The following is a 25518-nucleotide window of genomic DNA, read 5'->3' as shown; positions in this document are numbered from 1 at the left end:
GGTTATACTCCTGCTTTAGCTGTACGGCGAAGGAAATTGCGTAAAATTTGATGGCCATGATCGGTAATAATCGATTCCGGATGAAACTGAACGCCCTCAATCGGATATTCCTTATGCCGCAGCGCCATAATTTCGCCTTCAGCCGTATGGGCGCTCACTTCCAAACAATCCGGAAGCGTCTCTGCCTTCACGATCAGCGAATGATAACGCGTTGCTGTAAACGGCGATGGTAGCCCTTCAAACAACGTTTGGCCGTCGTGATATATCGGTGACGTCTTCCCGTGCATCAAACGCTCCGCACGAATCACTTCACCGCCGAACGCTTGCCCGATGGACTGATGACCGAGACAAACACCGAAGATCGGAATCTTGCCTTTAAAATGATCAATTATTGCTAGACTGATGCCTGCTTCATTAGGTGTACAAGGTCCTGGTGAGATCAAAATATGGTCCGGCGCCAACGCTTCAACCCCCGCCAAATCAATCTCATCATTCCGGCGGACGGTCACCTCTTCGCCAATCTCCCCTAAGTACTGGACGAGATTGTACGTAAATGAATCATAATTGTCGATCACTAAAATCATGCTCAGCTCCCCTTTCGTCAGCCCCTCCGGGCTTAAGCTCGGCTCATGCTCCGCTCACTGTATTCTATCGCTTTCCACATCGCTTTGGCCTTGTTCAACGACTCGACATACTCTCTCTCAGGCACGGAATCTATAACAATTCCTGCTCCTGCCTGAATATGCCCCATGCCGTCCACGGCTACCAGCGTGCGTATAATAATATTAAATTCCATATTGCCGTTATAGTCAATCCATCCCATAGATCCTGTATACGGTCCACGGCGCACCGGCTCAAGCTCCTCGATAATTTCCATCGTGCGGATCTTCGGCGCGCCTGTAATGGTGCCGCCCGGAAAGGTTGCCGCTATGACATCGTAGGCATCCTTGCCCTCCGCCAGCTCGCCGACGACTTCGGAAACGATATGCATCACGTGGGAATAGTATTCGATGACCATGAAATCCTTGACCCGGACGGAGCCGAACTTCGCGATGCGTCCGAGGTCGTTGCGCTCGAGGTCGACCAGCATGACATGCTCGGCGCGCTCTTTGTCGTTATCGACGAGCTCGCCAGCCAGGCGCAGGTCATCCTGCTCGTCCTTGCCGCGCGGGCGGGTGCCCGCGATCGGCCGTGTGCGCAGCACGCCGTCTTCGAGCTGCACGAGCAGCTCGGGCGAGCCCGAGACGAGGGCGAAGCCGGCAAACCGGAGCAGGCCCATGTACGGCGACGGGTTGACGACGCGCAGCGCCTCGTAAATCGCCTCTGGCGACGTGCTGAGCTTGCGGCTCTGCCTGACGGACAAGTTGACTTGGAACACGTCGCCTTGCGAGATATAAGCCTGAATGCGCTCAACGGCATTCATGAAATCGTCTTTGCGAAAGGCCGGCTGCACGCCTTCGATCCGCTCGACATCGATATGCATCTGCTCGCGTGTCATCCCTTCGGTCTGCGGTGCATCAGACGACCAGTTGCCGGCACGAATCGCATGCCAACGGCTTAGCATATCTTCGGCACGTTCATGCGCTTGATCATACAATCGCTGTAAGCCTCCGTCATCTCCAGCCTGTATGCCGAGAATCGGCATGTGCACGGCAACGAAAAGACTTTTGTCTACGTGATCCAAAGTCCATACTTGGTCATACATCGCAAAGCTGTAATCCGGGATCGCGAGATCATCGAACGTCTGTTCCGGAAGCTTTTCAATCGTGCGAATCACGTCGTAACTCCAATAACCGACGCAGCCTCCCAGAAACTTAGGCGCTCCCTCCACTTTGGGGCTCACATAGGGAGCCATCCATTGCTTCACCACGTCAAGCGGAGCCCCCTGCACGCGCGTCACGCTAGATTGATAGGAACTTGTAAGCCCATGCATATTATCTATAGGTGTAGCGTTTATAGTAATCTCCGCATTATTGCCTTTTCCGCTGATCGTTGAAGTCGGCCGGAGTCCAAAACATGTATAACGGCCTCCCTTACCACTCTCCAAAACAAAAGAATCGGCAGCAGCCTGTTTCCAAGCGCCCTCCCATGAAGCCACTCGATCATCTGCGAGCCCAATCTTGATGACATAGGGCAGCATCGTAGAAGTGGATACCCACCTGCGCCACTGCTCCATCGTTGTTAAAATCATTACGCTCCCCCTGATAGGCCGTTTAAGTGTAAGGAAAGCGGGCTGGCCCCCTCTCCGAGATGTCCTAGTCCGCCTTCACGATATTGTCACAAGTATACTCTATGTGCCTATAGAAAAAAAGCCCCCAACCTTTACGTTGGAGGCTCACCTCGTACAAACTAATCTTCGAATTGATACAGCGGCGTACTGAGGTAGCGTTCGCCATTACTTGGGATGACCGCTACGACACGCTTGCCAGGGCCTAATTCTTTTGCCACTTTCAATGCTGCAAAAATTGCTGCGCCTGAAGAGATACCGCCGAGGATACCCTCTTCTTTGGCCACACGGCGGGAAGTTTCGAACGCATCATCATTCTCAACTTGAACGATCTCGTCGTAGATGTTCGTATTCAGAATGCTAGGCACAAAGCCCGCACCGATACCTTGAATTTTATGTGGACCTGGCTTGCCGCCGGAAAGAACCGGGGATGCCGCAGGCTCTACCGCATAAACCTTGATGTCTGGGAAGCTTTCTTTCAGAACGCCGCCTGCGCCTGTAATCGTTCCGCCTGTACCGATACCGGCGACGAACGCATCCAGCTTGCCATCATGGCCTTTAATCGCTTCGACGATCTCAGGGCCTGTCGTTTCACGGTGAATTTTCACATTCGCTTGGTTATTGAATTGCTGCGGGATGAAGTAGCTTGGATTCTCCGCTTGCAGTTCTTCTGCACGGCGAATCGCGCCTTTCATACCTTCCGCACCAGGTGTCAGCACAAGCTCAGCGCCATATGCGCGAAGCAAGTTGCGTCGCTCCATACTCATCGTCTCTGGCATAACGAGGATGGCTTTGTAACCCTTCGCTGCAGCAACCATGGCTAATCCGATTCCAGTGTTACCGCTAGTAGGCTCAACAATCGTGTCGCCCGGCTTCAGCTTGCCTTCTTGCTCTGCAACTTCGACCATGGAGATGGCAATACGGTCTTTCACGCTTGCGCCCGGGTTCTGATACTCAAGTTTCACGTATACTTCAGCACTGCCCTCAGGAACAACGCGGTTCAAGCGAACGAGCGGTGTATCCCCAATCAATTCCGTAACGCTTTGCACTAACTTTGCCATGCGATTTCCCCTCCGGATTGAGAAATTAATTATTTCCGAGCTGTTTAGTCGGTATTAATACTTTTATCTTATCAATTGCGCCTAAAGGTTGTCAATTAAATTTTGGAAACAGGCTATTGGAATTGTGGGTCCATGATCTTAACGCCCCACTTGGCCCTTAGGCCCGCCACAAACTCTTTTAATGGCGGCGCTTCTTGCAGGGCAAGCTCTTTTCTTACATTGTCGCGGATATAGGCTTGATCGGGGTTCTCTTTATCTCGACGGCTCTTCAGCTTCACAATCGCGAAACCCTGCTGCACTTGAACCGGCTTGCTGACATCTCCGATCTTGAGTTGCTTCGCCGCTTCGAGAATCGGTGCTTCGACGAAGGGATCGTTGCCTTCAATCCAGCCCAAATCGCCGCCGCTATTGTTCGTAGCATCATCAAGCGAACGATCTCTGGCCAGGATGGCGAAATCTTCACCCTTAGCCAGCTCCGCAAGCACTTTATTCGCCTGCTCTTTCGTAGAGACAATGATTTGCTGAATGTTGTACTCGGTCTCCTGCTTGAATTCGTCGGGATGCGTCTTGATATAATCATTAACCATCGCATCTGTGATGACGATTTTGCTCGTGGCCAACTTCTCTAACAGCAGCTTATTGTGCACATCTTCTCTAATTTGTTCCTTCGACATCCCTAATTGATCTTTCATGGATGCATAGAACCGATCTTCACTTTCGTATCCTTGCTGCATCCGCTTCAATTCACGATCGATCTCCGCATCTCCGATGGTCGTCCCCGTCTCACTACCTTCTAACTGCAGCGCTTCACGATCCAGCAATTGATTAAGCAGCTCTGTTCCATATTGGCGTTCCAGCGCCGTTTGAAGCTCTTGAATCGTAATTTCCCGATTTCCTACTTTGGCAACTATCCGCTCTTTATCTGTTTCCCCCCGCTGCTGCGGCACAGGCGATTGCGTGGATTCCGGCTGGTTCGTGGAACGGGCGATCAACAAGGAAGCTAGCACAAGAATACATACGGCCATCAAGCCGATGACTCCCCACAGTCGCTTTTCGTTCCGCATCCTGATTCCCTCTTTTGCTTCCTATTGTTCTACTTTCCCAGGTTGTAACTGAGCGATCATCCGCTTCAGATCTTCTTCATTAAACCGGTAAGCCTCATTGCAGAAATGGCAAACAACCTCAGCAAAGCCCTCGTCGTCCAAAATCTCTTGAAGCTCATCCTTGCCAACAGAAAGCAAGGTTTGTTCAACCCGTTCCCGATTGCATTTGCAGCGGAATTTGACTTCCATCCGGTCGAGGATTTGTACCGAAGGAAGCACGGTCTGTAAAATCCCCTCCAAGTTCAATCCGCTATCGAGCATGGTCGTAAAAGAGGGAATGCGAGCAAGCATATCTTCGATTTCGGCGATCTCTTCGTTGGATAGACCTGGCAGCAATTGAATGACGAATCCGCCTGCAGCGCGAATGGAATGATCGCGATCAACCAATACACCTAGTGCTACGGCTGAAGGCGTTTGTTCCGACTTGGCAAAATAGAACGTAAAATCTTCCGCCAACTCCCCGGATACGATCGGCACACTGCCTCTATAAGGCTCTTTTAAACCTAAATCTTTCGTTATGTATAAAAATCCATCTGTCCCTACGGCTCCAGACACATCTAATTTACCGTTCGCTTTCAGCGGCGGGTCTACTTGCGGGTTATCCACATAACCGCGCACTTCTCCCTTGGCATTGGCGTCGACAACGATCTGACCGATCGGTCCATTCCCTTTTACCTGAATGATAAGATGCTCTTCGCCCTTCAGCATTGCGCCCATAAGAAGACCGGCAGCGGCGGTTCTCCCTAAAGCTGCAGTCGCCGTCGGCGTCGATTGATGCCTCTGACTCAGCTCTTCTGTTATAGCCGTCGTTTGAACTGCGAACGCACGGACTTTCCCTCCAAGCGCTGTGCCCCTTATTAAATAATCACTCATGACTGTTCCTTTCTTGCTCTTTGCTTATGCATTTTTCTCGTAAATCATTTGTAAGCCCTGCAGCGTAAGCAGCGGATTTACAATTTGAATCGTGCGAGACTCACTGGAGATGAGCTCTGCCAATCCACCTGTCGCAATAACCGTAGGGTTCGTATTAAACTCCTCTTTCACCCGCTCTACGATACCGTCCACTTGACCGACATAGCCAAAAATAATACCGGCTTGCATGGCAGCAACCGTATTGCGGCCGACAACGCTTTTCGGTTTCACCAGTTCAATTCGCGGAAGCTTCGCCGCCTTCTGATACAACGCCTCTGTGGAAATACCGATACCCGGAGCGATCGCGCAGCCTACCAGCTGCTGTGACGGGTCGATGTAGTCATATGTCGTTGCTGTTCCGAAATCGACAATGATGCATGGCGCTCCGTAAAGCTCCAGCGCCGCAACGGCATTAACAATTCGATCTGCACCAACCTCTTTCGGGTTATCAACGCGCACATTCAGCCCTGTTTTGATCCCTGGGCCGACGACGAATGGCGTCCTTTTCAGATAGTGTAAGCAAAGGTTTTCCATAACATTCATAAGCGGAGGCACCACGGAAGAAATAATAACGCCCTCCACCTGGGCAAAGGTAATCCCCGAATGCTGGAACAAGCTATGCAGCAGCATGCCGTACTCATCCACTGTCGCCGAACGATTCGTGCTGATGCGCCAGTGATGGAGCAGCGTGCGCTCCTGGTAAAGGCCGAGTACAATATTCGTGTTACCTACGTCTACAACAAGAATCATAAAGCAGTCCCCTTCCGTTCGTTCAAATCCAAACTAATATCGAGCGCCGTCACAGAGTACGTCAGACGACCGACCGAAATCACGTCGACTCCTGTTTCAGCAATCTTTTTGATCGTTTGAACGGTCACGGAACCAGAGCCCTCTACTACAATATGCGGCGCTTTGTTTTTAATTATTGCAACCGCCTCTTTCATTTGTTCCGGCGCCATGTTATCCAGCATGATGATATCCGCTCCCGCTTGCAGAGCTTCATGCAATTGTTCGAAACTCTCGACCTCCACCTCAATCTTCATCGTATGGGGAATTTGCAGCCGAGCTGCTTGGATCGCTTGCGTGATGCCGCCCGCGCCTTTGATATGGTTGTCCTTGATCATGACAGCATCATAAAGGCCGAAACGGTGATTATGGCCTCCGCCTACGCGTACAGCATATTTCTCCAGCAGCCTGTGGCCAGGCGTCGTTTTTCTCGTATCAACCAATCGCGTCGGCAAGCCTTCGAGCGCTTCGATAAACTGGCGCGTCCGCGTCGCGATGCCCGACATGCGCTGCATCAAATTCAGGCTTAACCGTTCGCCAAGCAGGATGCTTCTGGTGTTCCCTTCCACGACGGCGAGAACGATCCCTTTCTTAACAGACGTGCCTTCCTGTACTTGAGGTTCAAAACGGAGCGAAGGATCTACGACGTTAAACACCGCCCGAGCGATAGGCAGCCCGCATACAATCCCGTCTTCTTTGACGTGGATAATCCCCTTGGATGCTTGTTCCAAAGGGATCGTAGTCAAGGTCGTTACATCACCGGTGCCGATATCTTCTTCTAACCATAAACGAATATTTTTGCGAATAAGTTCCATATTCAAATCCAGCATATTAAATCCACTCCTCTACCCTATCTTCCCCGTGCTTAAAGACAATATGCTTCTTCCACTGCAGGTCATCCCGTTCTGGGAAATCCTCCCGATAATGCCCGCCGCGGCTTTCTTCACGCGCCAGCGCTGCCGTTGTAGTAAGCAATGAGCAGGTCAATAAATTCGCGAATTCGTAGTCTTCGCGTTTCGTCATATGCGTATCATAAATCGACAGCTGCCGCGTTAACTCTTCATACCCTTTCTGCAAACCTTTGGCCGAACGTTTCAGACCCGCATAGCGAAGCATAACTTTCTGCAGCTTCAGTTTGCGTTCCACGACAGCTTGCTTTGGGTTCTCCAGACGTGGCGACACGGCTTGCAATGTTGGGTTGCCTGATAGCGGGGACAGCGCTTGAATTCGCTCGATAATACGCCTGCCGAATACGATCGCTTCGGAGAGCGAGTTGCTGGCTAGCCGGTTCGCCCCGTGTACACCTGTGGAGGAAACTTCACCGCAAGCAAAAAGGCGCTTTACGACGGTCTCCCCATGCAAGTCCGTCTTCACGCCGCCCATCATATAATGGGCGGCTGGCGCAACAGGGATCCAGTCGGTCGCCATATCCAGACCGTAGTTCAAGCAATATTCATAGATCGTCGGAAAACGATGCTTAATGAGTTCTTCTGATTCATGCGTGATGTCCAAATAGACAAATGTCGATTTGTTCAATTCCATTTCATCTACAATAGCACGAGCCACGACATCCCGTGGAGCTAGCTCCAGCTGCGGGTGATACTTGTCCATGAAGCGCTCCCCTTTGATGTTGCGCAAATAAGCGCCTTCACCGCGGACTGCCTCGGAGATCAAGAAGCGCGGTGCGCCCGGATAGCATAGCGCTGTCGGGTGGAATTGAACGAATTCCACATCCTGGATCTGCGCACCTGCGCGATAAGCAATCGCGATGCCGTCGCCTGTCGCGATGTCCGGGTTCGTCGTGTAACGGAACAGTTGTCCTGCTCCGCCGGAGCAAAGAATCGTCGCGTTACCGCGGACGAAGACCCGCTGGCCGTCCGGCTTCTGCACGAGAGCTCCGTAGCAGACGCCGTCCTGCGTAATCAGGTCGATCACAAAATGATCGTCCCAGATCTCGATGTTCGGATCCTGCTTCGTCCGCTCCGATAAAGCACGTACAATCTCGGCGCCGGTGGCATCGCCATGGGCATGCAAAATGCGGCGCTGGCTGTGAGCGCCTTCTTTCGTGAGCGCAAATTCTCCGTTCTCCAGGTCGAATTGGGTGCCCATGCGAATCAGGTCCTGTACACCGTCAGGCCCTTCATGGACTAGCACATCCACAGCCTCAGGCGAGCAGAGACCTGCGCCGGCGATGAGCGTATCTTGCATATGATACTCCGGCGAATCTTCATCGGAGATTACCGCCGCAATTCCCCCTTGCGCATAACGGGTATTGCTGTCCAGCAACGACTTCTTGGTGATCATTAAAACCCGTTTGGTTTCACTTGCACGAAGTGCTGTAAATAATCCTGCAATCCCAGCGCCAATGACAATTACATCTGTATGTATGTGAGGAATATCGTCTAAATCTACGTCTACAAGATATCTAGGAATCATGCCGCTTCACCCGTCCCCTACAATTTTCCCCGCAACGAACGAAACAACCCCGGAGGTACCTCCAGGGAAGTTCATTCATGTGGCAGGGCTCCCCAAACCTATACAAGGAAGCAGCGCATGCTACTTCACTTGTAGCATGCGCTCTAAGGACAATCTCGCTTTCTCTGCTACGTCTTCCGGAACATAAATTTCTGGCTGCATAGTTTCTAAAGCTTTCACAATTTTTTTGAGGTTGTTCACTTTCATGTTCGGGCAAACTAAATATTTGGTAGCAAAATGGAACTGTTTATCCGGACTGTCCATACGAAGCTGATATCCTGTACCATCCTCTGTACCGACAATAAACTCCTTGCAGTCAGACTCTTTGCAGTATTTGATGATAGCAGTGGTACTGCCCACAAAATCCCCCATCTTCACAACTTCAGGACGGCATTCCGGATGAACCACGAATTGCGCGTTCGGATACTGAGCACGCATTTCCTCGACATCTTTGACGGTCAGCATATCATGCGTGTTGCAATAGCCTTCCCAAATAATCATCTTTTTGCTTGTGAATTTTGATACATAGTCGCCCAAATTTTTATCCGGTACCCAGATGATCTCATCTGAATCGACGGAATTGATGACATTGATCGCATTCGCAGAGGTACAACATATGTCCGTTTCGGACTTCACTTCAGCCGACGTATTGATATAAGCGACAACTTTGGCATTCGGATGCTGGCGCTTCAAGGCACGCAAACCATCCACATTGACCATATCGGCCATCGGGCAGCCTGCGCGTTCGTCCGGTATAATAACCTTCTTATTGGGAGCCAAGATCTTGGCGCTCTCTCCCATAAAATGCACACCGCAGAAAACGATAACATCTGCGTCCGTTTGAGCTGCTTTTTGCGCTAGCAAAAAAGAGTCTCCGCGAAAATCAGCTACTTCTTGAACTTCGTCTCTTTGATAGTAATGAGCAAGAATAATGGCATTGCGTTCTTTCTTTAATTGCAGCAATCGCTCTTTGAGCTCCCGGTTCTGCTCCGCTTTTCTTTCTAGCGCCAGCGCTTCCATGTGAAGTTCCTCCCCCTGTATGGAACGTGTATTCTTCGTAATGTCTATCCTAACTATTGCATGAACTTTAAAGAGTATAAAATTAAAGATTTACAACTAATTTACACATTCCCGCATCCCCTGTCAATGCGTAAATCCGCGGAAAAAGCAAGAAAATCCGGGTACACCAAACGTGTACACCGGATTATCTACCTTACCTTGCATGTTACTCTTCGGATTGATCCGGACCCTCGTTAGGATCCTTCTCTTTCTCTTTATCGAATTCCAGTTTATTGCTTTCACTGGCTTGGCTTTGGCCTTGAATGGTCACTTTGACATCTTCGTCATCGGCGCCGGCATTCAATTTGCCTTTTTCCAACAAATCGATAATTTGATCTTTATCCAATGTTTCTTTCTCCAACAGCGTCTTCGCTACCAAGTGAACCTTATCCGCATGCAGCGTCAAGATTTCACGGGCACGCTCGTAGCAGCCGCGGATCATGCTTTGCATCTCTTGGTCGATCTCGTAAGCAATGGCATCACTGTAGTTCTGCTCATGCCCGATATCGCGGCCCAAGAAGACTTGCCCTTGGACATTACCGAACTGCATAGGGCCGAGCTTATCGCTCATCCCGTATTCCATAATCATCCGGCGGATAATGCCAGTGGACTTACGGAAGTCATCGTAAGCGCCCGTACCGATTTCGCCAATGTATAGCTCTTCAGATACGCGGCCGCCCAGAAGGCCTGTAACTTTATCCAGCAATTCTTTCTTCGTTTGCACCAATGGATCCGTGCTTTCCTTCGGCAGCATCATGACATAACCGCCTGCGCGTCCGCGAGGTACAATCGTTACCTTATGAACCATATCCGCGTTCTCGGCATAGTAACCGATAATCGCGTGACCGGCTTCGTGGTAAGCGACAATGCGTTTCTCACGATCTGTAACAATCCGGTTCTTCTTCTGCGTACCAACGATGACGCGGTCGAAGGCTTCTTCGATCTCGGACATCGAGATATCTTTACGGTTGCGGCGGGCTGCAATGAGTGCCGCTTCGTTCAACAAGTTCTCCAGGTCAGCGCCTGTGAAGCCTGTCGTATAACGGGACAACGCGTCCAGCTTCACATCTTTCGCCAGTGGCTTATTGCGCGCGTGTACTTTCAGTACCGCTTCCCGACCTTTCACATCCGGACGGTCCACCGTGATTTGGCGGTCAAAACGTCCCGGACGCAGCAGCGCAGGATCTAGAATATCCGGGCGGTTCGTCGCGGCAACGATGATAATGCCTTCATTGGCTCCGAATCCGTCCATCTCTACGAGCAATTGGTTGAGCGTTTGTTCACGCTCGTCGTGACCGCCGCCTAAACCGGCGCCGCGTTGACGACCCACTGCATCGATCTCGTCGATAAAGATAATACAAGGCGAATTCTTCTTCGCATTCTCGAACAGGTCACGCACACGGGATGCACCGACACCGACGAACATCTCTACGAAGTCAGAACCGGAGATGCTGAAGAACGGTACGCCAGCCTCACCGGCTACAGCTCTTGCGAGCAGCGTCTTACCTGTCCCTGGAGGACCGTTAAGGAGAACCCCTTTGGGAATTCTCGCGCCGACCGCAGCGAATTTGCGAGGGTCTTTGAGGAACTCAACAACCTCCACAAGCTCTTGCTTCTCTTCGTCGGCACCCGCAACATCTTCGAATGTCACACGTTTTTTCTCTTCATTATATAAGCGGGCACGGCTCTTGCCGAAGTTCATTACCTTGCCGCCGCCACCCTGAGCTTGATTTAACAAAAAGAAGAACAGGATGAAAATGATCACAAACGGAATAATCGATGTAAGAAAGCTAATCCATACGCTGTCTCTCTCCATCGTTTCGTACGCTTCAGTTGGAACTCCGTTGGCTTCAATTAATTGAACGACCAAAGGCTCGAATGGAGCGTGCGTTTCAAAGCTCTTCTTATCAGCACCACTTGGAGGATTAATATACTTACCTTTAATCAAATACGTATATCCATCAAACTTCAAGGTTACGGATTCTACGTTTTTGTTAATGACCGCCTGGCGGAACTTATCGTAAGTAATTAGCTCCTTTTGTTCGTTTTGGGTACTTATAAAATGAACGATACCAACCGTAACCAAAAAAATGAGTAAATAAAAACCGGTATTCCGGATAATTCGATTCATCCCCAACCTCCTCTCGAACGGCACACTTTAATTATTTTACCATATCCCGGTAAAGCATCACAACATGACTGCTCGGACAAGCCGTAGGGATATGAATTAGCTTGAATAGACTTCCGGTTTCAATATGCCGATAAATGGTAGGTTCCGATATTTCTCCGCATAATCCAGACCGTAACCAACAACGAACTCGTCAGGCAGCTCGTAACCTGTGTAATCAGGCTCCAGCTCTACCGTTCTGCGAGCAGGCTTGTTAAATAGAGCAACGACCGAAATCGATTTGGCATTGCGTCGCTCTAATACATCTATTAGATAGGTCAATGTCAGGCCGCTATCGATAATGTCTTCCACGATGAGAATGTGGCGCCCTTCCACCGGAACGTCGAGATCTTTAATAATTTTCACAACGCCGGATGATTTCGTGGATGCGCCATAACTTGAAACCGCCATGAAGTCGATTTCCAAGGGCACTTTGATCTGCTTCACAAGGTCAGCCATAAAGATGAAGGCGCCTTTAAGCACGCAGATCACAAGCGGATTTTTCCCTTCGTATTCAGTCGATAGCTGATCCCCTAATTCCTTGATCTTGTTCTGAATCTGTTCTTCACTAAAAAGCACTTCTTGAATGTCGCTGTACAAGGATGAACCCCCTATTTTATATTATGAAACCTGATAAATTTACATTCTATACGAACGAAATTTACAGCACTACTTCAGCACCAATTTCATGTGAAGCACGCGTTGTGTGTCCGGCCCAACCAATGCATGCCTGGACCTTCGAAAGCCGGCAATCCAGAGAATTTGCCCGGATGCATCCGTCAAGATGGGAATCGTCTCACGGCGGCTGAATGGCATTTTGGCATCAATGAACATATCTTTTACCTTTTTGGACCCGTTTAAACCATGTGGTTCCAATCGATCTCCAGCGCTGCGGCTTCTTACGAATAGCGGCGCTTGCAAGCGATCCAAGTCGAGATAAACATCCATCGCTGATGCCGTTTGCGCAGCGGTCTCCAGCAGAACGGACTGGACATGATACTCCATATCGGCGTTCATTTCGGGCAGATACAATCTGTTAGCACTCAGATCAATCTGATACTGATAAGGAGTGGTCGCAGGTGCTGCAGATTGAAAACGAACAGTTTCATATTCTCTCACTATATAAAGCTGTTCATTCGCCTGAAAGACCTGATTGGAAATTTGATGATCCAGAATCAGTTCGCGCATCGACTCAATGACGGCAAAATCCAGCCGGTCCAAGCCCATACAAAGACAGTTTAATATTAGTTTAATCAAACGCCTTTGTAAAGCAACGTGGAGTTCCTTAAAGTCCGGCCTCACCAAGCTGTAACAATTCGACTGCTTACGGACCATTCGCCGAAACGCCTGTTCGGCTTCCTTATCCATGAAATCGTCTTCAGCCCGCATGAGCTCCGTCAGCCTGTTCAGCGACTCCGGAAGCTGCTCGTTATATTGCTTAAGCATGGGCAGCACATCGTGCCGGATCTGGTTGCGGAAGTATTTGCGCGATTCATTGCTGCTGTCTTGGCAGTAGCGGATCCCGTGATGGGCGCAATATTGCACAAGTTCTGATTTGTATATACGTAAAAAAGGACGAATCAGTTCCACTTTTTTTTCTCTTCTTCGCTCCGGCATGCCAACGAGCCCAGAAGGCCCCGTTCCTCGAAGCAAGCGCATGAGGACAGTTTCCGCTTGATCGTCCGCATGATGCGCAAACGCGATGCGCTTAGCTCCCTGCTCAGCCGCGACTTGAAACAGAAAGTCGTAGCGCTTCTCGCGCGCCGCCACTTGCGAATTCATCGACGTTTCCTCAATATAAGCCGGAACGTCAATATCACCAATGTGGCAAGGCAACCCCCACCGAGCGGCAAGCTCAGCGACATAGGCCGCTTCCGCATCCGATTCGGCGCCGCGAAAGCGATGGTTCAAGTGGGCAACATGCAAGTTCCATCCATGGCGCCCTGAAAGCGTAAAAAGGACATGAAGCAGCGCGACAGAGTCAGGTCCCCCTGATACTGCGACAACGACCCCATCTCCCGGTTCGATCATTTGTTGTTCAAGTATCCTTTGTTCCACGCTGGCAACAAGGTTTGTTTCCATCATTGCGTCCTTTCCCTCACGTTAGTGATCATCCATTTCCTACCAATAAATGTAGACGGTTGCACAAAACAGCAGCAGCGAAGCGGCGAAGCAGATTTTCAGCCATGGGAAATTGAGCGGGGAAGGAGTCAGCTTCTGGTCTGCAACAAGTCGCTTCCAATATTGGTAGGCCTCCTCCGAAGATTGCCAGTGCCCATTTAAGGCCCGTTGCAGAAACGGCGCGATGCGTGCCGCTGCCCGGCTATCCCGCAAAATCGGGTAGAGCTGCTCAACCTCCCGATTTTGCGGGAGGGAATGCTGGATGTTTTGGAAGCGATCTCTTACGTCCAACACCTTCATCATTAAGATTGCAAACGAGAACAAGTCGTAACTTTCCTCGGCAACCCGCTCCCCAGCCTTCCAAAAGCCCCGATCATAAACCTCTGTCAACTGCTTAATCGCTCTGCCTTTCGACGTCATGCCGCCAAAATCAATAAGATCTACATGACCGTATTTGGAAACAATCATATTCTCGATCTTCAAATCTCCAAATACATAGCCACAGCGATGCAGCTCCGTCAGTTTCTTGAGTAAGTTGGAGCCGATCACATAAATCCAATCTTGACCGTGTTTATGTATATAATCAGATACCCTTACTCCCTCTATGTAACGCATGACAAAAAACGGAACTTCCCGATCCTGCACAATCATATCGTCAACTTCGACTAAAAAATGTTTGAACGTCGTTGCGGTAAGCGAGAGTGCATGGAGTGAATTGATCTCCGATTGATGGTCAACCGTCTCCCGTCCTGCTTTAAGGGCGAATCTGGATGTGCCTCGACGTACGAGCGCGACAACTCCGTTAGAACCAGCACCTAATAAACGTTCGACCACATACACGCGACCGTTCCATTTTCCTCGGATTTCTGATCCCGGACGAAATGCGTCCTCATACCACGTAGTCACTCAGCATCCCATCTTCCGTCGATTCTGCAAAGGGCTTCCCTGTCACGAACTGTAAGGTCGCCAGCAAAGCCGGTCCCGTAGGCGTCGTCCCCTTCATGTTTATTTTATAGAACATCCTGTCGAGATTTGCAAGCTCATTTGTCCAATTGAGATCCATTTCCAGATGTGCATCCCGATCCTTCGTAGATGGAAAATGGAACACAGCCAATTCGCTCTGGCCTGTGCGTGCCCGAAGACTGAGCAGCAGATCATGAATCGCCTCGCGAACCGCAACCATCTTCGGCTTCATACTGGCGCTTGCATCTATGAGAAGAGCGACTCTCAACGAGGAGGTTTCGCTCATTTTATCAATAACTTGCACGACATCGGCGCGTTGCTGCGGCGGCAGCTGCTCCAGCTGGGAATGACCCAGGATGCTTTGCAGTTCTTTGCCAACGGCATGCTGAATCGTCGTGGTGACGGTTTTGCGCGTCATCATTTGCACCGTTTGCGACAGCTGACCGGAGTTGACAATCCGGCTCATTCCGCCACCGGCTGCAGCAATCTCGCGAATCTCCTCTGAGCCTAGCATACCAAGCTCCCCCTGGTCGACAACGCCGATGACATTCACCGTAACGCCCTCCGTCTGCGCTTGCGCAGCCGCAATAACCGGGCTCACGCCAACATTAGAGCAACCATCCGTAATCAATAATATTTGTTTCATCATCTGACAAGCCTCCCTGGGACATAGAAAAGATTAGCTATCTAGCAGCTACTTTCCTAGTATTCCCATCTGCAAGAGAGTCTAATCATATAGAGGGTGAGCTTGGTTGAGACTGTGTCTGTAGCCAGGCTTTGCCCAATTAACGCTGATTGTCTAGCCACAAAATCAGCTGTAGTCCAGTTTTGCCCACTTGCAGATGCTAAATTCGCAAATTCGTCGCGAAAAGCCGGGCTCCAATTCGGCAAAATCGGACTGCACTAAAATAAGCCGGTACGGGTAGGCTCTAAGCAGGTAAATGCCAACTACAGCGCTTGCTGCGCTGAGAACTCCCGACCAGTGAACACCCCTTCGCTGCTGCCATCCAAAAAAGCCGCAGCAGCCCTTTCGCTGCCGCAGCTCTTTGCGCGCTTAGCTAACCGTCTTCGGACGCTCCATACGGGTAATACCCGGCCAGCGGAATGTCGCCCATTCCGGCTGACGCTTCTCCACGCGCGCAACCATAACCGTCATATCATCCTGAATTTCACCGTGATGATAACGGAATATGCGCTCCAGCAAGCAGTCGGCGAACTCCTGCGGCAGCGTCGTCTCAATCTCCTGGATCATCCGCTTCATCCACATTTCCTTGTTCACAGCATGACCGGGGGCATCGTAAATACCGTCCGTCATCATGACAAGAATATCCCCAGCTTGCAGCGGAATGGACACCAGATCAACATCTATATCCTGCAAAATGCCTACCGGCAAATTATTGGCAGAAATTGGTATAACCTCACTTCCCCGCTTAATGAAGCTTGGCGTCGAGCCAATTTTCATAAAAGTCGTATTGGCGTTGTACATATCGATTAACGCCATATCGACTGTCGCGTACATTTCGTCAGAAGAGCGCAGCATGAGCACCGAATTGAGCGATTTGATCGCCAGCTTCTCGTCCATGCCCGACTGCAGTAGCTGCTGCAGGATGGTCAGTGCCGTCGAGCTTTCAGCCCGCGCGCGCTCGCCATTGCCCATGCCGTCGCTGAGCGCCACGGCAAATTTGCCATTGCCCAGCTCCACCGTCGAGAAGCTGTCGCCCGATAGCAGATCGCCGCCTTTGGCAGCGCCGGCCACCCCAGTCTCCACCACGAATTCCTTGGCGGAGCCGAAGACGACCGTGCTATAGCCCTCGCCGCGATCATGCATCTCCTCGCTCGTCACGGCGACGTTCTCACCAAGAATTTCGCTCAGCAGCGGAGCGATAATTTTACGGCATTCATCAAATCCTTTCGTATATTGATGGATAATTTCGATTTCCACGTTCCCTTCATCCAGTGAAATGATATCTATAGCATGAATGGACAAGCCTAGGGATTCCAAGGCGCTGCGAATCTGTTCCTCCTGGAAGTAAAGCTCCTGTCCTTCCCGTTTGATCTCTTTCGCCAGGTCCTCCATTACCTGCGATACGCCGGATAGTTGATCCGCTACCAATTGGCGGCTGTCCATTATTTGTTTTTTCCAGTGCAAGTCATTCTTATAGAGCCCATATTGATGCTTCATCACCTCGAGCACTTGATCCGTGCGGGCACACACCTTCTTCCATTCCTGCGGAATGTCCTTCTTCGCCATATTTTCCTTCGTCTCAATACTGGTCATCATATCCGTCATAAACGTATACGTTTGGTAAAACTTCTGATCCCAGCACTGATTTTTTTTCCAGCAGGCATCACACGTTTTCTGTGAAACAGCATTCATGAAATGCCCCACGTCCTCCTCTTTGCGCGCTTCCGCGTTCTCTGTGGACAGCTGCTTGAAGCTGCGCGAGAGCTGGCGGAACACCTCGGAGAATTGTTCCACGCGGCCTGCCGTAATATCCCGAACACGCTTCGCGTAATCCTGCTGCGACTTCAGGTTCTCCTGCGTGCCAGGCACATACTTGGCAATAGTCTGGATCAGGCTGCGCGGTGTGAGCAAAAACAGCGCCACGGCGGCGAGCGACTCCCAAGTTGAGTTCATAATATCCGCACCCGATCCGATATAGAACGAGAGAATCGAAGAACCTAGCAGCATCCCGAAAGCGACAGCTAGCCGATTGCCCTCTTTCAGCAGGCCTGCCAGCATGCCGGAGAACGCAAGCAAGCTCATTTGATAGATGGCGTTGCTGTTCGCCAGACTTAGAATTAAGCCTGTGATCACCCCGACCGAAGCGCCGAATGGGGCGCCTCCCACCAGAGCGAAGAGCAGGATCAGGTAGCGTGACAGCACGTGTTCCATGGTTACCGGACCTAACGACCAGCTGACTGTACCGGTCATGACCGAGGCAAGCAGGATGATCAGACAGATAATCTCCTCGTGCTTAAGGTGATAGCTTTTTCTATTCATCGTGAACACCGGAATCGCTTGAATGAAGATCATGGTGAGTACTAGAGAGAGCAGCGCCTCTACGCCGATCATCATGACGGAATACCAGGTCAGATTAGAGACGACCAACGCCGAGAACAGCTGAACGAGGAATGTAGCGCCAAACACTTGCAGCGGAGCGAGCGATATATCCGTTCGTTCAAACTTTTCGCAAGCCCGCTGAATGAGCAGGAACACGATCATTTCCGTGACGAGATAGCCGGAGTGCGCATGCAGCGAAAGCAAGCTGCCGGCAAATATGGAAACCCCGACCCAATGCAACAGGTCTTTACGGGTGAAGTAAATGACTGCAAAAAAGGCGAGCGCAAACGGAGACAGCTGCTCCAGGATCATCGCTCGTCCAAGAAGGAAGCCCATGACAATGAGCAGCAGCGCCCATTTCTTAGCCACGAACCCTTGTATCAACCGATTTTCAACCGCCGCCCGTCCCGCACCTGATTTCGCTTTCTGCCAAAATCCTGTCCACTGTCCGCCGATCGCCGTAACAACGCTTCTTCTTTGCATATCTAGAACACCATCCATTCGTCGTTATTTGGTTTCTCTAGTATATTGAGAATCTATCAGAAAGTTTGTCAGAATCAGTTGGTAGATTCAAAGAAATTTCCGACAAGCCGCGGAATCTTTGTCAATCGCTTCCAGCCCTTGCTCCGCCTAGCTTAAGCGCGCCTGAGGCGGAACGGAAAAGTCTGAATGCCCCGAACTTTCGCGTCCGAATGGCGGGGGATTCCCGTAAATTGATGTCGATTGATACAAGGCGTAGCTATTTTACGCACAAAAAAACCACATCGTCTCTACGATGTGGTTCAGTTTGCCTATATTAATCTCTTCTTCCGCCTCGGCCACCGCGCTTAGACTCGGTGTTCTTCTTAAGAGACGAAATCCGCTCTTCGCTGTCCTTGAGGAAGCGAGACATTTTATCTTCGAACGAGAATGGTCTAGCTCCGCCTTGCTGCTTGTTAAAGCCGCCGCGTCCGCCGCCACCGCCGCCGCGATTGAAGCCGCCGCCACCTTGTCTTTCACCGCCGCCTGGGCGTCCTTGGAATCCTGGACGATCGCCGCTTGGGCGTCCTTGATAGCCGCCTCCACCTTGTCTTTCAGGGCGAGCTGGTCTTTCCTCAACTGGCTTATCGATCGTTTGCTTAATAGACAGTCCGATCTTGCCATCCTTGTCCACGTTAATCACTTTGACTGTAACTTTGTCGTCCAGTTTCAAATGGTCATTAACGTCCTTTACATAATTGTCCGCTATCTCTGAGATGTGAACAAGACCGGTAACCCCTTCAGCAAGCTCGACGAATGCTCCAAAGTGAGTAATCCCCGTCACTCTTCCCTCTAACTTGGTGCCCACTTCAATTGCCATAAAGTAAAATGTTCCTCCCTTAAAATGTTGAAAACACTGGCTACGCCGATTATAACCGATGCCGAAACCGCGGTCAACAAGGCAATCGCCCGATTCTAAAACCTTCTTTTATTGCTACTTCGAAACGCTTAATGGCGTCTCTCCGTTTTTCATATAGTGAAAGTCCCTGCGAATGATTTGCTCCAAGTACTCGTCGTCGTGAAGACGCGCGAGCTCCTTCTTCGTCTGCTCATTCGCTTTGGTAGCTTCAGCCAGCTGCTGCTGTAATTCGGTGACGGCATTTCTTTTTTCATGCAGCTTAGGAAACTGCCCCCAAATACTGACACCTGCCCAGCTCAAAAAACATAAAACTAAGATCAACCAAAAGCGAAGTCTACGTTTAGAGCCTTTAATGGTGTTATTGGATGTTGCCGCTGCTTGAGCTTGCATGAATGAGATTGCCCTCCTACTTTGAGAATAGCCAGCGATAAATGGCGACGATCTTCCCGGACAGCTTGCGCAGCCATGCAGGAACCACGAAATATTTATGCAAAGGCTTCGTCATCCAGAGGAGTAATCTCCACACAGGATACAGCAATTGTAGCACAATTTTATACAGGAATATAGCTACGGCTACCAAAAAACCTAAAATTATCACAGTCAAACGATATAAGCCAATGATAGGCTTAATGATCAGCAGCTCAACCGTTCTGCGCAAGATGCGGTATATCATAATGATAATGCGAATCACGAGCAGCGTCAGACGAATGACCCATACGCTGAGCAGTGCAAAGTAAAAACAGATGCCGATCCCGATTCCTAAAAAAACAAAGACGCGGAGTTGCCCTTCATTGCTGTATATGAGCAGTCTGAACACGAGGATTGTCGCCACAATCCAATACAAAATATCGACAATCGAAACCGTCCACCGAGGCAGCCGCAGCTTTCCTGACAAAACACGGAAAACGTCGAACATCGCGCCCATGGCGATCCCGCTCAGCACCATCATGAAGATAGTCTGAAATTGTACGTGTAAGGTCACTTGAACAACTTACCAAGGAATCCCTTGGACTTCTCCGGGGAGTTTCCGTCTACATAAGCCAGTTCACTAACCAATCCCTCAATGGCGACTAACCCTTGCTCCAAGCTCAAGTTTTTAATGTGCAAATTTTGCCCTTTAATCATCAGAAAGCCCATCTCAGTTTCCAAAAGGAATTCTTCACTGTCAAAGCTCTCTACATTCAAAACCCCGGATATCTCCAGAAGCTTGCGATTCAGCATTTTGATTTCCTGCCGCTTGACATTGTTTCTCACGGGATCAACCATGGCCTGTACCCCTCCTTCATCTATCACTACGATATGGGGGGATGTCCGCTTTTAGAACCGAAAGTAAAAAAGCCCGAATCCCTTATGCTTGGGATCCGAGCTATAGCTTCAATGCTATTCCGGTTGATAGGCCTCTTCCTTCAGCAGCGTGTACATCTGCGCAGCATCTTCCTTACGGGTCGACTCTGCAAGAGCTTCCACGCGAACCGTCACCTTCTTCTGTCCGAATTGAATAGCCAATTCGTCGCCAACCTTGACAGTTGTGCTGGCTTTCGCATCCCTGCCATTAATCCAGACACGCCCTTGATCGGAGACGTCTTTGGCTACGGTGCGGCGCTTGATCAGACGTGATACTTTGAGGAACTTATCAAGACGCATTATTTTACAGCGTCTTTAAGTTTGTTGCCAGCTTTGAAAGCAGGAACCTTGGATTCAGCAATCACGATAGGGTTTCCTGTTTGCGGGTTGCGGCCTGTACGACCGGAACGCGTACGAGTTTCAAAAGTACCGAAACCGATAAGTTGTACTTTATCTCCGGAAGAAAGCGCATCAGTAACTTCACCAAGGAATCCGTTAAGTACAGCTTCTACGTCTTTCTTAGTCAATCCGCTTTTTTCAGCGATGTTGTTGATCAAATCTGTTTTGTTCATGAGTTTTCTTTACCTCCTAAAAATGTTTGAAGATCTAGTCTTCTATGTACCATGACGGTTACATTTCCATATTCAACCTGACACCCAACTTATTATTCTTCCTTTTTCGGCAAAATCCTGCTGTGTAAGCACTACTTTTGCATTTTTTTTGCATCTTGCCAGTACTTTTCCATCTCTGATAAATCAGTTTGCTCAAAAGAAAGCCCTCTTAAACGTAGCTGCTCTTCGATATATAAAAATCTCTGAATAAATTTGCGATTCGTCTGCGCAAGCGCTTCTTCCGGGTCTATCTTCAGGAATCTTGCTAGATTCACGATAGAGAAAAGCAAGTCTCCGAGCTCTTCCTGCTTGGCTGCCGCAGCATCCGCTTGTCCGCTGTCCATGGCCTCGCGCAGCTCGCCGAGCTCTTCTTCGACTTTATTCAACACTTCGCGCACTTCACTCCAATCGAAGCCGACTGTCGCCGCTTTTTTCTGCAGCTTCCATGCCTTCATTAACCCGGGCAAATCACGCGGTACGCCATCCAGCACCGATTGCTTCTCGACATCAATGCCTTTACTGCGTTTTTCCTCCGCTTTGATCGCGTTCCAGTTAACCAGCGCTTCGTCCGCATCACCGGCTTTATGCTCGCCGAACACGTGCGGATGGCGGCGGATCAGCTTCTCATTGAGCGTGGCAACCACGTCATAGACCGTAAACGTGCCGATTTCTTCCTCCATTTGTGCATGCAGCATGACTTGGAGCAGAAGGTCGCCAAGCTCTTCGCACATGTGGTCTGGATCGTCCTCATCAATCGTCTCCAGCACTTCGTAAGCTTCCTCAATGAGGTTTTTACGCAGGCTGGCATGCGTCTGCTCGCGATCCCACGGACACCCCTCTGGGCTGCGGAGAATACTGACAATTTCGTGCAAGCGGCCAAAGGAGCGGTAATGGACCTTATCTTCCACACTTTTGGGCACCCAGACCAACGATAAGTTGCCATAGCCCTTAATATGGTCCAGTTCATAGAGCGGCACTTCGACAATTTGCTCAGCGCCTGCGACACCAAGGGCATGCCCGACGACAACAGGGTAGTCATCCGGGTAGGCTTCCATCAGCGTTATTTTCAAATCCGAGGCGGTGTATGTATCGTAAACTTGGCCGATAACCGTTTGCAGCTGCGGATTGAGCGTATAGCGGTTCAGGCTGGTAGCGTCCAGCAATTGGAAGCCATCGATCGGGTCAAAGCCAAATCGCAGAAAAGCTTGATCCAGGAAGCTTTCTCCACCGAGCAGCGTAAGCGGGATTCCCGCTTCCGGACAGCGCTGTTTGAGCAGCTGCACCGTATACTCCGCCACCATCGGATGACCTGGCACTGCATAGATGATCTCCGTCTGCTTCTCTTTCGCTTGGCGCAGCAGCTCATCGGCAATGGACTCGTACACTTGTTCGAAGGACTGATGCGCGACATAGTTGGCATCAAAAGTCTGATACGGGATATGCTCGTCATCCAGCATCCGAACCACCGGATGATCATTCGTCCGCAAGAAAAGGACCGCCTGCTCACTAGCCGCCGCTTGAAGTTTCTTCCAGACTCCAAGCGTCAATTGATCGACGTCACCGGTTCCCAAGCCGACGACAGTAATACTTTGTGTGGACATATAAGTGACACCTCCAGGGCGTATAGAAATTTGTGAAAAAAAGGGGAATCCCGCTCCCCGGGCTAGCGCGCGTCCCGGTTACTGCCGGCATGCTTCTTCTCAGCCGCCGGCAGCAGCTTCGCCAGGACCGGGGCCAGTTTCCGGTCCAGCTCCGGCAGCAGCCGCAGCTCCTCCCGGCCGATGCCGCCGCTGCGCAGCAGCGCCAGCCCGTAGACGGCCGCACCCGCGGCTACGCTGATACAGGCGATGGCGCTATCGCCCAATCGCCCAGGCACGTGGCCGGCCGCCAGAGCAGGCCGAGCCAAGAGCTGCAGCGCTGCGAGCACAGCGCCCATCAGCCCCGCGCCCAGCGCGGGACTGATGGCGTAACGCCGCAGCGTGAAGCGCGCCCCAGTGCAGCGGGCGAGCTGCACCAGGTTGAGCCCCGCGGCAGCGGCATAGGCGACAACCGCGCTAACCGCGGCGCCGTCGATGCCCCAGCGGGGCATGAGCCAGACGTTGCCGAGCGCTTTGAGCGCGATGGCAACGAGCAGGGCCCGGGCCGGCGTATGTATGGCGCCGGCGCCCTGCAGTACGCTGGCGGACACCGCATTCAGAGTGCTGAACAGCGCGGTAAAGGCCAGAATCGCCATCGTCCAGCTGGCCTCCGCGTCCTTATAGAGCATTACGTTGATCGGCACTGCGGCAAATGCAAGTCCGCACGAGGCGCCAAGCCCGACAAACCAAGTGAGCCTGACGGCCATTTCCGCTCTAGTCCGAATCAGCTGTGCCTGACCTTGCAGCTTCGCCTCGGCGATGGCCGGCACGAGCACCGCCGACATGGACGAAGCGATCATGACGACTAATTGCACGAGCGGCAGGCCGCGATTATACAAGCCGAACTGTCGCATCGCCTCGGCCTCGCCGCCGGCCGCAGCTTCCAGCAGCCTCGGCATCGTGAACGTATCCACCAGTGTGAGCAGTGGAACCACAATCGCCCCAAGGCAAACGGGAATCGCGTAAGCCGTTATGCGTCTGGCCCATTGCCAATTCGACAAATCGTTTACTCCATCTTCGCTTCCCCTATCGGCATTCTTCTGCTTGCGCTTATCTTTGCCCCAGTAAATGAACATAACGAGGAGCCCCGCTCCAGCACCTGTCACGGAACCGAAAGTCGCACCGGCGGCGATCCACGCTTCATCATAAGCCAGCGTTGTCAAATACAGCAGCAATGAAACCATGGTGATCACACGAATCAATTGTTCGATCACTTGTGACACCGCTGTCGGCATCATATCCTGACAGCCTTGAAAGTACCCCCGCAGCACCGCCAGCACCGGCGATACCAGCAAGGCAAACGAGACACTCTTGATTGCCCGCGCAGTCTGCGCAATCCCGATCCAAGCCGCGATCCTGTCTGCACCAAGATATAGGCATAAGAAAAGAATAATTCCCGTCGCCATCAATACCACCGACGAGACATGAACAATCCGCTTCGCTCCCCGATAATCCCCTTGTGCGATGCGTTCAGCGACGAATTTGGAAACCGCAACGGGAAATCCCGCTGTCGCTGCAAACAAAATAAGAATATACAACGGGTATACAGCGTTATATAAACCAAAGGCGGCGTCCCCGGCGACATTTTGCAGCGGTATCTTTTGCAGCGTTCCCAACAGTTTAGAGAGCACTGCGGCCGCTCCCAGCACGGCTGCGCCCCTTAACACCTTGCTGCTTGGTTTGAGCGCATGCATCTGGGGCTTTGCCTGGTGGGCATCCTCCATAATCCCACTCTCCTTCTACCCGTATTATATCGGAATCTACAGGCCGCCACAAAAAAAAGCTTCGCTTACAGAGGGGTCGCCATCTCGGTAAGGAAGCTTGTGCTTTCAATTTTATTTTATTGTTCCATCTGCTTGGCCAGAAAACCAGCCGCTGTTTCAACCATCTTCATTTCCATTTGACCCATTTTGACATTCTCATCTTTGCTGACCAGAATGACAGAGCCAATTGGATCTCCCCCGGCTACGATCGGCGCCGCTACATACGAAGTATACGTTTCACTTACATCTTTAATGATTTCATACTGCCCGCTGCCGCTTTCCAGCACAGCTTTGCGATTATCCATACAGGCTTCCACAACGGCGCCGATGGCCTTTTCCAAATAATCTTTTTTCGAGCCGCCAGCCATGGCTATGACTGTATCACGGTCGGAAATCATGGCCACATGGCCGGTGCTTTCGAATAGCGACTCCGCATATTCCTTGGCGAAATCCCCCAGCTCGCCAATTGGCGAGTATTTTTTAAGAATCACTTCACCATCACGATCCACGAAAATCTCCAATGGATCCCCTTCACGAATACGAAGGGTGCGTCGTATTTCCTTCGGAATCACAACTCTCCCTAAATCATCTATCCGCCGGACAATTCCAGTTGCTTTCATACCTCTAGATGCCTCACTTTCCTCTGAAGAATTAGATACGACAGGAGCATCAAATCTTGGTTAACGGATGTTTGGAGGGAACTCGAATTCTATCCATAGTATTCTTCAATTCCCATCCTTCTATGCAGACGCTTCACCGAGGAACATTTTTTTATGTAGCTGCTGCTGACGTTATCTTGTCCAAAAATAACAAATAAAAACAGGATGCCCCCAATGGGACATCCTGG

At 50.8% G+C, this 25518-nt stretch carries 24 protein-coding genes; all 24 read right to left on the bottom strand.

Annotated features, from left to right (window positions below):
- Positions 1-2: 2 nt before the first annotated feature.
- The 24 genes from pabA to spoVT all read right to left on the bottom strand — a co-directional run bounded on the left by pabA (position 3) and on the right by spoVT (position 25291).
- The gene (gene pabA, locus O9139_RS15085; protein ID WP_270880296.1) at positions 3-584 is read right to left on the bottom strand and encodes an aminodeoxychorismate/anthranilate synthase component II; all 582 of its coding nucleotides are present in this window, start codon (positions 582-584) and stop codon (positions 3-5) included.
- Positions 585-616: 32 nt separating this feature from the next.
- A complete protein-coding gene (locus O9139_RS15080; RefSeq protein WP_270880295.1) occupies positions 617-2191 on the bottom strand; it encodes an anthranilate synthase component I family protein in 1575 nt (524 codons plus the stop codon).
- Between the two features lie 158 nt (positions 2192-2349).
- On the bottom strand, positions 2350-3288 hold the full coding sequence (gene cysK, locus O9139_RS15075) for a cysteine synthase A (RefSeq protein WP_270880294.1): 939 nt from the start codon (positions 3286-3288) through the stop codon (positions 2350-2352).
- A gap of 113 nt (positions 3289-3401) precedes the next feature.
- Positions 3402-4352, bottom strand: coding sequence for a peptidylprolyl isomerase (locus tag O9139_RS15070; protein WP_270880293.1), 951 nt, complete (start codon positions 4350-4352; stop codon positions 3402-3404).
- Positions 4353-4373: 21 nt separating this feature from the next.
- On the bottom strand, positions 4374-5264 hold the full coding sequence (hslO, locus tag O9139_RS15065) for an Hsp33 family molecular chaperone HslO (RefSeq protein ID WP_270880292.1): 891 nt from the start codon (positions 5262-5264) through the stop codon (positions 4374-4376).
- 24 nt (positions 5265-5288) lie between these two features.
- Positions 5289-6053 (bottom strand): type III pantothenate kinase, encoded by a 765-nt coding sequence (locus O9139_RS15060; protein WP_270880291.1) that lies wholly within the window; start codon positions 6051-6053, stop codon positions 5289-5291.
- On the bottom strand, positions 6050-6919 hold the full coding sequence (gene nadC / locus O9139_RS15055) for a carboxylating nicotinate-nucleotide diphosphorylase (RefSeq protein ID WP_270880290.1): 870 nt from the start codon (positions 6917-6919) through the stop codon (positions 6050-6052). The genes O9139_RS15060 and nadC overlap by 4 nt, the downstream gene beginning before the upstream one ends.
- Before the next feature lies 1 nt (position 6920).
- Complete coding sequence (gene nadB, locus O9139_RS15050) at positions 6921-8525, bottom strand: L-aspartate oxidase (protein WP_270880289.1); 1605 nt, start codon at positions 8523-8525, stop codon at positions 6921-6923.
- 120 nt (positions 8526-8645) lie between these two features.
- Positions 8646-9584: a quinolinate synthase NadA gene (gene nadA / locus O9139_RS15045; protein ID WP_270880288.1), complete on the bottom strand. Its 939-nt coding sequence runs from the start codon at positions 9582-9584 to the stop codon at positions 8646-8648.
- Between the two features lie 205 nt (positions 9585-9789).
- A complete protein-coding gene (gene ftsH / locus O9139_RS15040; RefSeq protein ID WP_270880287.1) occupies positions 9790-11754 on the bottom strand; it encodes an ATP-dependent zinc metalloprotease FtsH in 1965 nt (654 codons plus the stop codon).
- A 96-nt stretch (positions 11755-11850) separates the two neighbouring features.
- A complete protein-coding gene (hpt, locus tag O9139_RS15035; RefSeq protein ID WP_270880286.1) occupies positions 11851-12390 on the bottom strand; it encodes a hypoxanthine phosphoribosyltransferase in 540 nt (179 codons plus the stop codon).
- A gap of 69 nt (positions 12391-12459) precedes the next feature.
- Positions 12460-13875, bottom strand: coding sequence for a tRNA lysidine(34) synthetase TilS (tilS, locus tag O9139_RS15030; protein ID WP_270880285.1), 1416 nt, complete (start codon positions 13873-13875; stop codon positions 12460-12462).
- Positions 13876-13911: 36 nt separating this feature from the next.
- Positions 13912-14817 carry a protein kinase domain-containing protein gene (locus O9139_RS15025; RefSeq protein ID WP_270880284.1) on the bottom strand — a complete coding sequence of 302 codons (906 nt, stop codon included), beginning with the start codon at positions 14815-14817 and terminating at the stop codon, positions 13912-13914.
- Entirely contained in the window at positions 14801-15520 is a 720-nt protein-coding gene (locus O9139_RS15020) for a vWA domain-containing protein (protein ID WP_270880307.1), read from the bottom strand. Before O9139_RS15020 ends, O9139_RS15025 begins: the two co-directional genes overlap by 17 nt.
- Before the next feature lie 408 nt (positions 15521-15928).
- Positions 15929-18421 (bottom strand): stage II sporulation protein E, encoded by a 2493-nt coding sequence (gene spoIIE, locus O9139_RS15015; protein WP_270880283.1) that lies wholly within the window; start codon positions 18419-18421, stop codon positions 15929-15931.
- 313 nt (positions 18422-18734) lie between these two features.
- Entirely contained in the window at positions 18735-19277 is a 543-nt protein-coding gene (locus tag O9139_RS15010; RefSeq protein ID WP_270880282.1) for a S1 domain-containing RNA-binding protein, read from the bottom strand.
- A gap of 114 nt (positions 19278-19391) precedes the next feature.
- Positions 19392-19706, bottom strand: a complete 315-nt coding sequence (locus O9139_RS15005) for an FtsB family cell division protein (protein WP_270880281.1) — start codon at positions 19704-19706, stop codon at positions 19392-19394.
- Positions 19707-19722: 16 nt separating this feature from the next.
- Positions 19723-20298: a spore cortex biosynthesis protein YabQ gene (gene yabQ / locus O9139_RS15000; RefSeq protein ID WP_270880280.1), complete on the bottom strand. Its 576-nt coding sequence runs from the start codon at positions 20296-20298 to the stop codon at positions 19723-19725.
- Positions 20295-20582 (bottom strand): sporulation protein YabP, encoded by a 288-nt coding sequence (gene yabP / locus O9139_RS14995; protein ID WP_270880279.1) that lies wholly within the window; start codon positions 20580-20582, stop codon positions 20295-20297. Before yabP ends, yabQ begins: the two co-directional genes overlap by 4 nt.
- A gap of 114 nt (positions 20583-20696) precedes the next feature.
- Positions 20697-20960, bottom strand: coding sequence for an RNA-binding S4 domain-containing protein (locus O9139_RS14990; protein WP_270880278.1), 264 nt, complete (start codon positions 20958-20960; stop codon positions 20697-20699).
- Positions 20960-21232 carry an HU family DNA-binding protein gene (locus O9139_RS14985; protein WP_270880277.1) on the bottom strand — a complete coding sequence of 91 codons (273 nt, stop codon included), beginning with the start codon at positions 21230-21232 and terminating at the stop codon, positions 20960-20962. Before O9139_RS14985 ends, O9139_RS14990 begins: the two co-directional genes overlap by 1 nt.
- A 131-nt stretch (positions 21233-21363) precedes the next feature.
- Positions 21364-22872: a bifunctional methyltransferase/pyrophosphohydrolase YabN gene (yabN, locus tag O9139_RS14980; RefSeq protein WP_270880276.1), complete on the bottom strand. Its 1509-nt coding sequence runs from the start codon at positions 22870-22872 to the stop codon at positions 21364-21366.
- 62 nt (positions 22873-22934) lie between these two features.
- A complete protein-coding gene (locus tag O9139_RS14975) occupies positions 22935-24632 on the bottom strand; it encodes a putative polysaccharide biosynthesis protein (protein ID WP_270880275.1) in 1698 nt (565 codons plus the stop codon).
- A 116-nt stretch (positions 24633-24748) separates the two neighbouring features.
- Positions 24749-25291 carry a stage V sporulation protein T gene (gene spoVT, locus O9139_RS14970; RefSeq protein WP_270880274.1) on the bottom strand — a complete coding sequence of 181 codons (543 nt, stop codon included), beginning with the start codon at positions 25289-25291 and terminating at the stop codon, positions 24749-24751.
- Positions 25292-25518 lie beyond the last annotated feature (227 nt).

Source organism: Paenibacillus aestuarii, assembly GCF_027789125.1.
In the GTDB taxonomy this organism is placed as follows: Bacteria; Bacillota; Bacilli; order Paenibacillales; family NBRC-103111; genus Paenibacillus_E; species Paenibacillus_E aestuarii.
The sequence above is the reverse complement of the archived record's forward strand: the minus strand, read 5'-3'. Positions and strand labels throughout refer to the sequence as shown.

What these genes read in the sequence shown, in the direction of transcription:
- pabA (WP_270880296.1), bottom strand. Translation starts at nt 584, where the DNA reads ATGATTTTAGTGATCGACAATTATGATTCATTTACGTACAATCTCGTC.
- O9139_RS15080 (WP_270880295.1), bottom strand. Translation starts at nt 2,191, where the DNA reads ATGATTTTAACAACGATGGAGCAGTGGCGCAGGTGGGTATCCACTTCT.
- cysK (WP_270880294.1), bottom strand. Translation starts at nt 3,288, where the DNA reads ATGGCAAAGTTAGTGCAAAGCGTTACGGAATTGATTGGGGATACACCG.
- O9139_RS15070 (WP_270880293.1), bottom strand. Translation starts at nt 4,352, where the DNA reads ATGCGGAACGAAAAGCGACTGTGGGGAGTCATCGGCTTGATGGCCGTA.
- hslO (WP_270880292.1), bottom strand. Translation starts at nt 5,264, where the DNA reads ATGAGTGATTATTTAATAAGGGGCACAGCGCTTGGAGGGAAAGTCCGT.
- O9139_RS15060 (WP_270880291.1), bottom strand. Translation starts at nt 6,053, where the DNA reads ATGATTCTTGTTGTAGACGTAGGTAACACGAATATTGTACTCGGCCTT.
- nadC (WP_270880290.1), bottom strand. Translation starts at nt 6,919, where the DNA reads ATGCTGGATTTGAATATGGAACTTATTCGCAAAAATATTCGTTTATGG.
- nadB (WP_270880289.1), bottom strand. Translation starts at nt 8,525, where the DNA reads ATGATTCCTAGATATCTTGTAGACGTAGATTTAGACGATATTCCTCAC.
- nadA (WP_270880288.1), bottom strand. Translation starts at nt 9,584, where the DNA reads ATGGAAGCGCTGGCGCTAGAAAGAAAAGCGGAGCAGAACCGGGAGCTC.
- ftsH (WP_270880287.1), bottom strand. Translation starts at nt 11,754, where the DNA reads ATGAATCGAATTATCCGGAATACCGGTTTTTATTTACTCATTTTTTTG.
- tilS (WP_270880285.1), bottom strand. Translation starts at nt 13,875, where the DNA reads ATGATGGAAACAAACCTTGTTGCCAGCGTGGAACAAAGGATACTTGAA.
- O9139_RS15020 (WP_270880307.1), bottom strand. Translation starts at nt 15,520, where the DNA reads ATGAAACAAATATTATTGATTACGGATGGTTGCTCTAATGTTGGCGTG.
- spoIIE (WP_270880283.1), bottom strand. Translation starts at nt 18,421, where the DNA reads ATGCAAAGAAGAAGCGTTGTTACGGCGATCGGCGGACAGTGGACAGGA.
- O9139_RS15010 (WP_270880282.1), bottom strand. Translation starts at nt 19,277, where the DNA reads ATGGCAATTGAAGTGGGCACCAAGTTAGAGGGAAGAGTGACGGGGATT.
- O9139_RS15005 (WP_270880281.1), bottom strand. Translation starts at nt 19,706, where the DNA reads ATGCAAGCTCAAGCAGCGGCAACATCCAATAACACCATTAAAGGCTCT.
- yabP (WP_270880279.1), bottom strand. Translation starts at nt 20,582, where the DNA reads ATGGTTGATCCCGTGAGAAACAATGTCAAGCGGCAGGAAATCAAAATG.
- O9139_RS14990 (WP_270880278.1), bottom strand. Translation starts at nt 20,960, where the DNA reads ATGCGTCTTGATAAGTTCCTCAAAGTATCACGTCTGATCAAGCGCCGC.
- O9139_RS14985 (WP_270880277.1), bottom strand. Translation starts at nt 21,232, where the DNA reads ATGAACAAAACAGATTTGATCAACAACATCGCTGAAAAAAGCGGATTG.
- yabN (WP_270880276.1), bottom strand. Translation starts at nt 22,872, where the DNA reads ATGTCCACACAAAGTATTACTGTCGTCGGCTTGGGAACCGGTGACGTC.
- O9139_RS14975 (WP_270880275.1), bottom strand. Translation starts at nt 24,632, where the DNA reads ATGGAGGATGCCCACCAGGCAAAGCCCCAGATGCATGCGCTCAAACCA.
- spoVT (WP_270880274.1), bottom strand. Translation starts at nt 25,291, where the DNA reads ATGAAAGCAACTGGAATTGTCCGGCGGATAGATGATTTAGGGAGAGTT.